The organism is Geobacillus sp. PK12, from assembly GCF_004123125.1.
GTDB classification, from domain to species: Bacteria; Bacillota; Bacilli; order Bacillales; family Anoxybacillaceae; genus Geobacillus; species Geobacillus zalihae.
In genome coordinates, this window is sequence record NZ_SDKL01000051.1 from 1 (window position 1) to 11,459 (window position 11,459).

Genomic DNA, 11,459 nt, shown 5'->3' on the forward strand with positions numbered 1-11,459 from the left:
GGGAATCATTCCTGAATGTCACCCACAAATATTTTACTCACACCAATTATGGCGCGACATCCGCGAGATGTTTGCCAATGGATGGAAAGGAGCGCGGGAGCACCCACTGTTTCTCCGCTATCGAAACAAAATGATGGCGACCCCGTTTTCAGCTGTCAGGGAGTTTCGCAAACTCGTTCGCGATGTGCGTCCCCGACTTCCGCGCGTCGCGGCACCCGCGCTCATTGTGCAAGGAGAAAAAGATGGGATCGTGCCGCTAAAAAGCGCCTATTATTTATATGAGCAGATTGGATCGGCGGAAAAAAAGCTGTTGCTTTTGCCCAATTCGTTCCATCATGTTTGTCATAGTATCGATCGGCACGTTCTGTTTGCTGAGGTGGAAACATTTTTGCGCGCTGCCCATGCCCATCATTGCAAATCACCGCATAACATGGTATGATAACTGTCAAACCTTTCTCTCGGATAAAGGGACGATTTTTTATAAGGAGTTTGAATAACATTGACGACATTTCAAGAATTAGGATTAAGCCAAGAAGTGATGAAAGCGATCGAGCGGATGGGGTTTGAAGAGACGACTCCGATTCAAGCAAAGACGATTCCGCTCAGTCTGCAAAATAAAGACGTAATCGGTCAAGCGCAAACCGGAACGGGGAAAACGGCGGCGTTTGGCATTCCGATCGTAGAAAAAGTGGATGTGAAAAACGGCGCCATTCAGGCGCTTGTGGTCGCGCCGACGCGTGAGCTCGCCATCCAAGTATCAGAAGAGCTGTACAAAATCGGCGCCGTCAAGCGCGTGCGCGTTTTGCCGATTTACGGCGGTCAAGATATCGAGCGGCAAATCCGTGCTTTGAAAAAACATCCGCACGTGATCGTCGGGACGCCGGGCCGTATTATCGACCATATCAACCGCGGGACGCTCCGCCTTGAGCATGTGCATACGGTCGTTCTCGATGAGGCGGATGAAATGCTCAATATGGGCTTTATCGAAGATATTGAGGCGATTTTAAGCCATGTGCCGGCCGAGCGGCAGACGTTGCTGTTCTCGGCGACGATGCCGGATCCGATTCGCCGCATTGCCGAGCGCTTCATGAACGAGCCGGAACTTGTCAAAGTGAAGGCAAAGGAAATGACCGTGCCGAACATTCAACAGTACTACTTAGAAGTGCACGAGAAAAAGAAATTTGACATTTTGACGCGGCTTCTTGATATTCAGGCGCCGGAGCTCGCGATCGTGTTCGGCCGCACGAAGCGTCGTGTCGATGAGCTGGCGGAGGCGCTCAACTTGCGAGGCTATGCAGCGGAAGGCATTCACGGTGATTTAAGCCAAGCGAAACGGCTGTCGGTGCTGCGCAAGTTTAAGGAAGGTGCGATTGAAATTTTAGTGGCGACGGATGTTGCGGCGCGCGGCTTGGATATTTCCGGCGTAACGCACGTGTACAACTTTGATATTCCGCAAGACCCGGAAAGCTATGTCCACCGGATTGGGCGCACCGGGCGCGCCGGCAAGACAGGGGTGGCGATGACGTTTGTCACTCCAAGGGAGATCGGCCAGCTTCACCATATTGAGCGGACGACGAAGCGGAAAATGGAGCGGATGAAGCCGCCGACACTTGATGAGGCGCTCGAAGGCCAACAGCGTATCGCGATCGAAAAGCTTCTCAACGTCGTGGAGACCGAAAACCTGTCATTTTACAAACGGGCAGCGGAAGAATTGCTTGAAGAGCACGATTCGGTAACGATTGTCGCTGCCTGCTTGAAAATGTTGACGCGCGAGCCGGATACGACGCCGGTGCAATTGACGGAAGAGCCGCCTTTAGCGGTCAAGCGGGAGAAAAAACGGGGCGGCCGCCCGGACGGCTCAGCCCGCAGCCGGACGAAGAAACGGCGGATTACGGCGCATTAAGCGCCGTTTTTTCATAGCCGAGGCATGTAAAACGACGGCCGCTTGGGGCGGATGGACAAAAAGGGGGCAAGCAGGCCGCCGACGGCGAAGCCAAATAGATGGGCCAATAAATTCCCATCTGGTGTCATGATGCCAAGCAGCAAATGAACCGCCATGACCGAAAGCAGCAACTGGGCGTGGCGGGGGGCGACTAAGTCGCGGCGGAATAGGGCGAGGTAGCTGTACATGCCAAACAAGGCGAAAATGGCGCCCGACGCCCCGACATGGGTGTACAGCGGCGGCAGAAGGAATAAAGTGGCGACATTGGCGCCGATTCCGCCTCCGATATACAGAAACAAAAACTTTCTTTTCCCAAGTGCGTGCTCCAGCCAGGGGCCAAACAGCCATAAGGACAAACTGTTGACGGCCATATGGTGGAAATCGCGATGCAGCACGATTGGGCTGACAAGCCGCCAGTACTCTCCATGGCGGATCGCGCCGTTCGTCCCGACGGCGTATTGCCAAATGGGTTCAAGCGCTGTCAAGGGAAGAGAAAACAACAGCCATGCGGCGATATGGACCAATAATAAGGCGGCAACGACGGGATAAAGGCGGACAAATGAGCGGACATCGCTTGCATGTTGAAACACGGGTTGGTCTCCCTTCTTCGCGGAAATGGGGCGTTTTTTATAAGCCATCTTATGCGGGTCTCTCATAAAAAATTTGTCGGACCATCAGGGCGGATAGGATAGGTGAGGAAGCAGTGATCGTCGGCATTGGCATTGATATTGTAGAGTTGGAACGGATCCGCTCCCTTCTTGAGCGGAGCCGCAAATTTCCAGAGCGAATTTTGACGCCGCGTGAAAAAGCGCAGTTTGGCGAGTTGCCGCCCGCAAGACAGGCAGAGTTTCTCGCTGGGCGATTTGCGGCGAAAGAAGCGTACGCCAAAGCGCTCGGAACGGGGATCGGGCGGCATCTATCGTTTCAAGACATCGAGATCATTTCCGATGAGCACGGAAAGCCGAGCATTGCTGCCCGCCGCGATGGCGAGACGGTTCATCTGTCCATTTCCCATAGCCGCGATTACGCCGTCGCCCAAGTCGTCATTGAGCGCCTTGGACCGATGACGCCGGCTGATGCTTGCCATGGCTAGTCTGCATATTCCCGAAAGTTGTCTCATATATTGTAGTGCATGGGTAGAAATCGATATATGAGGCAAAGGGGTTGAAGCGATGGGCAGAAACGTGCTGATGGCGTTGGTCGGCATCATTTTTCTGTTTGCTTTGGCTGGCTGCGGGTCGAAATCGCAGGAAGAGGTGCTGAAGGCGCTTGATGAAAAGGTCGATGAGATGACGGGTTATCAGGCTGAGGCGAAAATGACGTTCCGCACCGGGGAAAAGCCGCAAGTGTATCATGTCGAAGTGTGGCACAAGCAGCCGTCCTACTACCGCGTCAGCTTGAAAAACGCCGACAAAGGACAAAGCCAAATGATTTTGCGCAATGACGAAGGGGTGTTCGTCTTCACGCCGGCGCTCAACAAAACCTTCAAGTTTGTGAGCGATTGGCCGAAAAACAGCAGCCAAGCGTATTTGTACGAATCGCTCGTCAAAGACATTTTGAGCGATTCGAAGGCGAAGTTTAAGGCGACGGACGATTACTATGTGTTTGAGACGAAAACGAACTACCCGAACAGCGAAGTCGTTCCAACCCAAGAGATTACACTGCGCAAAAAAGATTTGGCGCCCGTCTCGGTCAAAGTGATGGATACGGACCGGAAAGCGCTGTTGACGGTCGAATTTTCCAACGTCGAGTTTAACAAAAAGTTTGATGATGATGCGTTTGATACAAAGAAAAACATGACTGGCGCCCGTCTTGAGGTGCCAACGATGGCCGAAGGAAAAGAGCAAGTGATGGCCGTCATGTACCCGAGTCAGCTTCCGAAAGGGGTTCAAGCGCTCGAGGAAAAAGAAGTGAAAGGTGAAAACGGCACGCGCGTCATTATGACATTCGGCGGCAAAAAATCGTTTACGCTTGTGCAAGAAAAAGCGGATGTGCTTCCGGCGACAAGCATGCCAGTTCTTGTCAACGGCGACCCGGTTGATTTAGGATTCACCATTGGCGCCCTCACCGACCGAACGTTGACATGGTGGTACAATGGGGCGGAGTTTACGCTCGCCTCGGACGATTTGACGCCGGAAGAAATGGTGATGGTCGCCAGCTCAGTGCAAGAAAAAGCGGCAAAATGACAGTGCGTTTTTGCAAACAGGCGGCTTTCCGCGTTGAAGCGGAGAAGCTGCTTTTTGTTTTTGTGCAGAAGCAGTGAAGGCAGGACAGTGGACGAATCGTTGCGATCTCCAATGTTTTCCGCCGTTTTTCTCATTTTTCCGCCGCTCATCCTATTCCTTCTTCCCTAGGAACATGGTAAACTAAAAAAGGAATCCAATCGATTCAAGCGCTTTCAAACTGGCTATGACTAGAAAGGCAGCGAGAGAGGATGGACGAGTTTCACCGCGATACGTGGGTGGAAATTGATTTGGACGCCATTTACGACAACGTCGCGAATTTGCGCCGCTTTTTGCCGGAGGGTACGCAAATTATGGCCGTTGTCAAGGCGAACGCCTACGGGCACGGCGATGCCCAAGTGGCGGCAACGGCGCTCGAAGCGGGCGCTTCCCGCTTGGCCGTCGCCTTTTTGGACGAGGCGCTTGCCTTACGAAAAAAAGGCATCGATGCCCCGATTTTAGTGCTTGGGGCGTCTCGTCCCGAGGATGTGGCGTTGGCCGCCGAACACCGCATCGCCTTAACCGTGTTTCGCTCTGATTGGCTCGAGAAGGCGTCATCGCTGTATAACGGTTCGACCCCGATTCATTTCCATTTAAAGATGGACACGGGAATGGGACGGCTTGGGGTTAAAGACGAAGAGGAGACAAAGCGAATAGCGGCCTTGATCGATCGCCATCCGCCCTTTGTGCTTGAAGGGGTGTATACGCATTTTGCGACCGCTGATGAAGTGAATACGGATTACTTTTCTTATCAATACGCCCGCTTTTTGCATATGCTTGACTGGCTGCCGTCGCGGCCGCCGCTCGTTCATTGCGCCAACAGCGCGGCGGCCCTTCGTTTTTCCGATCGAGCGTTCAACATGGTTCGCTTTGGCATTTCGATGTACGGGCTCGCCCCATCGCCGGACATCAAGCCGCTCCTCCCATACGAATTGAAAGAGGCGTTTTCGCTCCATAGCCGCCTTGTACACGTCAAAAAACTGCAACCAGGCGAAAAGGTGAGCTATGGTGCGACGTACACCGCGCAGACGGAAGAGTGGATCGGCACGATTCCAATCGGTTATGCGGACGGCTGGCTGCGAAGGTTGCAGCACTTTCATGTGCTTGTTGGCGGGCGGCGGGCGCCGATCGTCGGCCGTATCTGCATGGATCAATGCATGATCCGCCTGCCTGAGCCGCTGCCTGTCGGGACGAAGGTGACATTAATTGGCCGCCAAGGGGACGAAGTCATTTCCATCGATGATGTCGCCCGCCATTTGGACACAATCAATTATGAAGTGCCGTGCACGATCAGCTACCGGGTGCCCCGTATTTTTTTCCGAAATAAGCGTATAATGGAAGTGAGAAACGCCGTTGGCCGCGGATGAAGCGATGCATAATCTGCTTCGGAAGACAAAGGATAGAAAATGGAGAAATGACTTTGCAGCGCCGTTGTTTAATGGTATCATGAAGTGGAAGCAATCAATGGCTGCAGTTCGTGGAGGTGTATATTTGTGTCGGAATCTGGCGCAACAGCGGAAATCGTCGTTCGTTTGCCGCAGTCGCTGCTGACAGAACTGGACGTGCTCGTAAAGCAGGAAAACGGCAACCGCAATGAACTCATTTATCAAGCGACGAAAATGTACATTCGCGAGCGGAAGAAACGGCAAATTCGCGAGGCGATGAGACGAGGCTACATGGAAATGGCGAAAATCAATTTATCTATCGCTTCTGAAGCGTTTCATGCTGAATACGAGGCCGACCACACCGTTGAACGCTTAGTTAGCGGGGGGTAATGCTTTGATTGTCAAACGTGGCGACGTGTATTTTGCGGACCTTTCCCCGGTTGTTGGCTCGGAGCAGGGCGGCGTGCGCCCCGTGTTGGTGATCCAAAACGATATCGGCAATCGTTTTAGCCCGACGGTGATTGTCGCGGCGATTACGGCGCAAATCCAAAAAGCGAAGCTGCCGACGCATGTCGAGATTGACGCGAAACGCTACGGGTTTGAACGCGATTCGGTCATTTTGCTTGAGCAAATTCGCACGATCGACAAGCAACGGCTGACCGATAAAATCACTCATTTGGACGATGAAATGATGGATAAAGTCGATGAGGCGCTGCAAATTAGCTTAGGACTGATCGACTTTTGATAGAGCGAAAAACCTTTGCTTTTGGCATAACAGCGAACAGGAGAAACGGCGTTTTCGGTTGCCAACGGGCGGCCGAGCGGATGGGGAAAGCGGCGTTGACGTGCGGCATCGGTCTTGATTATCGAGTGTTCACGTTGGTGAGACGGGCAGATCGGTCTTCCCGGAACGATCTGTCCTTCCATTTTCATCTATGTATACTGTTTCACAAAGCAGCTGCGTACAGGTAGCGCTTTTTTATTTTCCATGTCATTAAGGAGGGAATCGCTTGGCTAACGAACAGCGGCTCATTGAAGTCATTGCCGCCGAGCAGCAGCTGGCAGCAAAGCAAGTCGAAAACGTCATTGCGCTCCATCGAGAAGGAAACACGATCCCGTTTATCGCCCGCTACCGGAAAGAAATGACTGGGGCGCTCGATGAAGTGCAAATTCGTGAAGTGCTTGAGAGATGGGAGTATTTGCAGCATTTAGAGCAACGGAAAGAGGAAGTGATTCGCCTCATTGACGAGCAAGGGAAGTTGACGGGAGAGTTAAAGCGCGACATTCTTGAGGCCACGAAGTTGCAACAAGTCGAAGATTTATACCGCCCATATCGGCAAAAGCGGCGCACGAAAGCAACCATCGCAAAAGAGAGAGGGCTTGAACCCCTTGCCGAATGGCTCCTTTCGTGTCCACCGGCCCCAACTCCGGAACAACAGGCCGAAATGTTCGTCAACGAAGATAAAGGAGTCGCAACCGTTGAAGAGGCGCTTCAAGGTGCGAAAGATATCATCGCCGAAAAAGTGGCAGATGACGCTGCTCTTCGTCAATGGGTGCGCGACGAGACGCGGCGGAAAGGAACGATTGCTTCGGTTGCCAAAGCGCCGGAAAAGGACGAAAAGAGTGTGTACGAAATGTACTACGACTACGAGGAACCCCTCGCTAAAATCGTTCCGCACCGCGTGTTGGCGTTAAACCGCGGTGAAAAGGAAGAGGTGCTGCGCGTCTCGATCAAGGCGCCTGTTGAGGACATCATTCGCTATTTGCGGCGAAAAACAGTCGCTGATGAATCGTCCCCGGCCGCTCCCATCGTGGCAGAAGCGATCGAGGACGGATACAAGCGGCTGATGGAGCCTGCCATTGAACGCGACATCCGCAACGAGTTGACGGAGAAAGCGGAGGAGCGGGCCATCCATATTTTCGCTGAAAACTTGCGCAAACTGCTTCTCCAGCCGCCGCTCAAAGGAAAAACGGTGCTCGGCATCGACCCAGCCTATCGGACTGGGTGCAAGCTCGCCGTTGTCGACGAAACGGGGAAACTGCTTCGCATTGATGTGATCTATCCGCATCCGCCGCAAGAGCGAAAAGAAGAGGCGCGCGCGAAACTTCTTCGCCTGCTTGATGACGATCACGTTGATATGATTGCGATTGGCAACGGAACAGCATCTCGGGAAACCGAACAGTTTGTCGCCGACACGCTGAAGCATGTGCAACGCGATATTTTTTATTTGATTGTCAATGAAGCAGGAGCGAGCGTCTACTCTGCTTCCGACCTTGCACGCGCTGAGTTTCCCGACCTGCAAGTCGAAGAGCGGAGCGCCGTCTCGATCGCCCGCCGCGTCCAAGACCCGCTCGCCGAGCTTGTCAAAATCGATCCAAAATCGGTCGGCGTCGGCCAATACCAGCACGATGTGTCGCAAAAAAAGCTTGCCGAGTCGCTTCGTTTCGTCGTCGAGACGGTCGTCAATCAAGTCGGTGTCAACGTCAACACTGCCTCCGTCTCCCTGCTTCAGTACGTGTCCGGGCTCACGAAAACCGTTGCAGAAAACATCGTCAAGCGTCGCGAAGAGCAAGGGAAATTCCGCAACCGCGAAGAGCTGAAAACGATTCCTCGGCTCGGAGCGAAAACGTACGAGCAGTGCATCGGTTTTTTGCGCATCGTTGATGGCGACGAACCGCTTGACCGCACGCCGATTCACCCCGAGCGGTACGCGGAAGTGAAGCAACTGTTGCGTAAGTTAGGATTTACGACCGCCGCCATTGGCAGTGATGAACTGCGCCAGGCGCTGCAAGCCATCGAAGTCGAGATGGTGGCTGCCGAGCTCGGCATCGGAGAACTGACGTTGCGCGACATCATTGACGCGTTGTGCCGCCCAGAGCGCGATCCGCGCGACGAGCTGCCCAAGCCGCTATTACGCAAAGATGTGTTGAAGATGGAAGATTTGAAGCCAGGCATGGAGCTGGAAGGAACCGTGCGCAACGTCGTCGACTTCGGCGCCTTTGTCGACATTGGGGTCAAACAGGACGGGCTCGTGCACATTTCCAAACTAAGCAAACAATACGTGCGCCATCCGCTCGATGTCGTTTCGGTCGGCGACGTCGTCAAAGTATGGGTCGAGCATGTCGATGTGGCGAAGGGAAGAATATCGCTGTCGATGGTGCCGCCGAAAGAGTGAAATGGAGAAAGCACTGCCTTAGGAGCAGTGTTTTCTCCGATAAAAAAACCAGCATTGGTTCAACAGTTTAATTTGCTCACGGTTTTTCTCATAGTAGGCTCGTCTCATCTGATTTTTCAGCCATGTAGGCAAAATCAGTCACCTCCCTGACAGTGGAAAGGTAATATATATGTATGTAATGGTGAATTGTCCTGTGCCAAAAGATGAAGGAGAGACCCGCCATGGACCAAAAGCAGCTGCAAGCCCTTGTCGAACAAATTTCCATTCGCGTGTTCGGCAAGCCGTTTCGCCATACCGCTTTCTTCAACCCTCGTTTGCGCACCACCGGCGGGCGCTACATGTTGCAAACGCACAACATTGAGCTCAATAAAAAACATTACGAGCAGTTCGGCGAGGAAGAATTGATCGCCATCATCAAACACGAGCTTTGCCATTACCACTTGCACCTTGAGGGAAAAGGCTACCGCCACCGCGACCGCGACTTCCGCGAACTGCTGCAAAAAGTGGGGGCGCCTCGCTATTGTCGTCCGCTTGCTCGAAATACAAAAGCGCCGAAAACGATCTACACATACATTTGCACGTCATGCGGCCTCACCTACCGCCGCAAAAGACGGATCAACATAGACCGTTATGTTTGCGGCCGCTGCCGAAGCAAGCTCAAACGATCCTAGACTCCCATGACAGAAAAATTTGGTTGCCATCGGAAGGATGAAAATATCTCTATGTCGAATATTACAGTTTTACACATTTTGAAGCTCAGGTATTTTCAGAGTAGATGCAATTTGAAACTTTAACATTTGCAGCTTTTCCATAGCCCGATCGACTGTCGGGCGACTGAACAACGCCGCTTTCAGACCCATGCATGGGTCTGTGAAGCGGGTGGTTGTTCGGTCTTCCGTCACGCCTTGGTGTTCGTCAGTCGAGAAAATAGACAAGCTACCTTTTCGTCAAGAATTGTTAAACTATAATGTCCAGTCAACGCCCATAATCAAACAAAACATTTTGCGAAAAAAGGTTGACAATCAGGATGATCGTGTGCTAAATTATAAAAGCCGTCGCTAAACGGCGGAAAACAGCAGAGGAAGTTGCGGGAAAACGTATTGACAAACGACAAGTTGCTCAATATAATAAACAATGTCGATTGTCAAACATCATTCCGCAATAGCTCAGCGACGAGCCTCACATCTTCGAATTGGCTGCGAGTTGCCTCGACGCATCTCGCTTCCTTGAATTAGCTGGCAGAGGAAGAGGCAACGAGCACATCGTAAAGATATGCATGACATATAATTTTTTCATCATTCCGCAATAGCTCAGCGGTAGAGCAACCGGCTGTTAACCGGTAGGTCGTAGGTTCGAATCCTACTTGCGGAGCCATTTCTTTGGAGAAGTACCCAAGTGGCTGAAGGGGACGGTTTGCTAAACCGTTAGGTCGTGGCTTTACGGCGCGCGGGTTCAAATCCCGCCTTCTCCGCCACTCCAATACGTATATGCGTGGCCCGTTGGTCAAGTGGTTAAGACACCGCCCTTTCACGGCGGTAACACGGGTTCGAATCCCGTACGGGTCACTGAATAGCGCGGGGTGATCCCCGCGATTTGTGGTCCCGTAGTGTAGTGGTTAACATGCCTGCCTGTCACGCAGGAGATCGCGGGTTCGAGTCCCGTCGGGACCGCCATTGCACTAAATCGCTGGGCCATAGCCAAGCGGTAAGGCAACGGACTTTGACTCCGTGATGCGCTGGTTCGAATCCAGCTGGCCCAGCCATTTTTATGTGTTACATACATGAGCCATTCGCTCAGTAACGAGCGCTACATCTTCGAGTTCGTTGCAAGTTGTCCCGACGCATCTTGCTTCCTTGAATATGCTTGTAGAGGAAGGGACATCGTTCACTGTGAGTGTATACCCAACCATGAGCCATTAGCTCAGTAGGTAGAGCATCTGACTTTTAATCAGAGGGTCGGAGGTTCGAGTCCTCCATGGCTCACCATATTAGCGGGTGTGGCGGAATTGGCAGACGCACCAGACTTAGGATCTGGCGCCTCACGGCGTGGGGGTTCAAGTCCCTCCACCCGCACTGATTAGTCAATATGCGGTCGTGGCGGAATGGCAGACGCGCTAGGTTGAGGGCCTAGTGGGGGCGACCCCGTGGAGGTTCAAGTCCTCTCGACCGCATTTTTTAGATAAACTATTGACAGCAACACAGTGAGTTGCTAAAATGTAATCCGTCTCTTTGGTGCAATAATCTATTGCGCTCGTAGCTCAATTGGATAGAGCATCTGACTACGGATCAGAAGGTTAGGGGTTCGAATCCTCTCGAGCGCGCCATCATCGGGAAGTAGCTCAGCTTGGTAGAGCACATGGTTTGGGACCATGGGGTCGCAGGTTCAAATCCTGTCTTCCCGATTTTGTTAAACTAAATATTATGCGGGTGTAGTTTAGTGGTAAAACCTCAGCCTTCCAAGCTGATGTCGTGGGTTCGATTCCCATCACCCGCTCCATGAAGAGTCCATAGGATTATTTTGTTCCTTGAAAACTGAACGAAACGAAGCGCAACGAAAAGCGGAGGCCGCTTAGCGCCTTTGGTGCTGCGGCTGAAGCAAAAAGCCAATCAACTTTCTTTTGGAGAGTTTGATCCTGGCTCAGGACGAACGCTGGCGGCGTGCCTAATACATGCAAGTCGAGCGGACCAAAGCGGAGCTTGCTCTGATTTGGTCAGCGGCGGACGGGTGAGTAACA

The 11,459-nt window shown here is 52.5% G+C and carries 11 protein-coding genes, 11 tRNA genes and 1 rRNA gene; 21 read left to right on the forward strand and 2 right to left on the reverse strand.

The genetic code is table 11. The features are described 5' to 3' along the window. The coding region (locus ETR37_RS14845) for an alpha/beta hydrolase (protein WP_205728150.1) at positions 1-439 on the forward strand (439 nt) is incomplete at its 5' end. 60 nt (positions 440-499) lie between these two features. Beyond that, on the forward strand, positions 500-1,903 hold the full coding sequence (gene cshA, locus ETR37_RS14850; RefSeq protein WP_013144041.1) for a degradosome RNA helicase CshA: 1,404 nt from the start codon (positions 500-502) through the stop codon (positions 1,901-1,903). 11 nt (positions 1,904-1,914) lie between these two features. On the opposite strand, the gene ETR37_RS14855 is transcribed toward cshA, so the two are convergent. Next, positions 1,915-2,532 carry a rhomboid family intramembrane serine protease gene (locus tag ETR37_RS14855; protein ID WP_011229737.1) on the reverse strand — a complete coding sequence of 206 codons (618 nt, stop codon included), beginning with the start codon at positions 2,530-2,532 and terminating at the stop codon, positions 1,915-1,917. A 113-nt stretch (positions 2,533-2,645) separates the two neighbouring features. Here ETR37_RS14855 and acpS point away from each other — a divergent pair, with 113 nt between their 5' ends. From acpS to ETR37_RS14885, 6 genes are all read left to right on the forward strand, one after another. Beyond that, on the forward strand, positions 2,646-3,035 hold the full coding sequence (acpS, locus tag ETR37_RS14860) for a holo-ACP synthase (protein WP_129447461.1): 390 nt from the start codon (positions 2,646-2,648) through the stop codon (positions 3,033-3,035). 79 nt (positions 3,036-3,114) lie between these two features. Continuing rightward, on the forward strand, positions 3,115-4,128 hold the full coding sequence (locus tag ETR37_RS14865) for a LolA family protein (protein WP_013144042.1): 1,014 nt from the start codon (positions 3,115-3,117) through the stop codon (positions 4,126-4,128). 248 nt (positions 4,129-4,376) lie between these two features. After that, positions 4,377-5,531 (forward strand): alanine racemase, encoded by a 1,155-nt coding sequence (alr, locus tag ETR37_RS14870; protein ID WP_129447462.1) that lies wholly within the window; start codon positions 4,377-4,379, stop codon positions 5,529-5,531. 126 nt (positions 5,532-5,657) lie between these two features. Continuing rightward, the gene (locus ETR37_RS14875; RefSeq protein WP_011229742.1) at positions 5,658-5,939 is read left to right on the forward strand and encodes a CopG family ribbon-helix-helix protein; all 282 of its coding nucleotides are present in this window, start codon (positions 5,658-5,660) and stop codon (positions 5,937-5,939) included. Between the two features lie 4 nt (positions 5,940-5,943). Next, positions 5,944-6,294, forward strand: a complete 351-nt coding sequence (gene ndoA / locus ETR37_RS14880; protein ID WP_003253417.1) for a type II toxin-antitoxin system endoribonuclease NdoA — start codon at positions 5,944-5,946, stop codon at positions 6,292-6,294. A gap of 265 nt (positions 6,295-6,559) precedes the next feature. Next, on the forward strand, positions 6,560-8,725 hold the full coding sequence (locus ETR37_RS14885) for a Tex family protein (RefSeq protein ID WP_129447463.1): 2,166 nt from the start codon (positions 6,560-6,562) through the stop codon (positions 8,723-8,725). Positions 8,726-8,743: 18 nt separating this feature from the next. Here the strand turns inward: ETR37_RS14885 and cmpA are convergent, their stop codons facing one another. Further along, positions 8,744-8,857, reverse strand: coding sequence for a cortex morphogenetic protein CmpA (gene cmpA / locus ETR37_RS14890; RefSeq protein ID WP_013144046.1), 114 nt, complete (start codon positions 8,855-8,857; stop codon positions 8,744-8,746). Between the two features lie 89 nt (positions 8,858-8,946). On the opposite strand from cmpA, the gene ETR37_RS14895 reads away from it, so the two are divergent. The 13 genes from ETR37_RS14895 to ETR37_RS14955 form a co-directional block, all read left to right on the forward strand. Then, complete coding sequence (locus tag ETR37_RS14895) at positions 8,947-9,396, forward strand: SprT family protein (protein ID WP_013144047.1); 450 nt, start codon at positions 8,947-8,949, stop codon at positions 9,394-9,396. 628 nt (positions 9,397-10,024) lie between these two features. Beyond that, positions 10,025-10,099: transfer RNA gene (locus ETR37_RS14900), tRNA-Asn, on the forward strand. Between the two features lie 7 nt (positions 10,100-10,106). Next, positions 10,107-10,199: transfer RNA gene (locus ETR37_RS14905), tRNA-Ser, on the forward strand. Positions 10,200-10,218: 19 nt separating this feature from the next. Further along, positions 10,219-10,290: transfer RNA gene (locus tag ETR37_RS14910), tRNA-Glu, on the forward strand. A 32-nt stretch (positions 10,291-10,322) separates the two neighbouring features. After that, positions 10,323-10,398, forward strand: a tRNA-Asp gene (locus ETR37_RS14915). A 14-nt stretch (positions 10,399-10,412) separates the two neighbouring features. Then, a tRNA-Gln gene (locus ETR37_RS14920) sits at positions 10,413-10,487 on the forward strand. A gap of 147 nt (positions 10,488-10,634) precedes the next feature. Next, positions 10,635-10,710: transfer RNA gene (locus ETR37_RS14925), tRNA-Lys, on the forward strand. A gap of 5 nt (positions 10,711-10,715) precedes the next feature. Then, positions 10,716-10,797 (forward strand) — tRNA-Leu (locus ETR37_RS14930). Positions 10,798-10,812: 15 nt separating this feature from the next. After that, positions 10,813-10,895, forward strand: a tRNA-Leu gene (locus ETR37_RS14935). Between the two features lie 76 nt (positions 10,896-10,971). Beyond that, a tRNA-Arg gene (locus ETR37_RS14940) sits at positions 10,972-11,048 on the forward strand. A 4-nt stretch (positions 11,049-11,052) separates the two neighbouring features. Continuing rightward, positions 11,053-11,126: transfer RNA gene (locus tag ETR37_RS14945), tRNA-Pro, on the forward strand. A gap of 21 nt (positions 11,127-11,147) precedes the next feature. Further along, positions 11,148-11,221: transfer RNA gene (locus tag ETR37_RS14950), tRNA-Gly, on the forward strand. A 118-nt stretch (positions 11,222-11,339) separates the two neighbouring features. Beyond that, positions 11,340-11,459: ribosomal RNA gene (locus ETR37_RS14955) — 16S ribosomal RNA — on the forward strand; the annotation flags it as partial.

Coding starts and splice junctions, on each gene's coding strand:
- ETR37_RS14865 (WP_013144042.1), top strand. CDS start 3,115: ATGGGCAGAAACGTGCTGATGGCGTTGGTCGGCATCATTTTTCTGTTT.
- alr (WP_129447462.1), top strand. CDS start 4,377: ATGGACGAGTTTCACCGCGATACGTGGGTGGAAATTGATTTGGACGCC.
- ETR37_RS14895 (WP_013144047.1), top strand. CDS start 8,947: ATGGACCAAAAGCAGCTGCAAGCCCTTGTCGAACAAATTTCCATTCGC.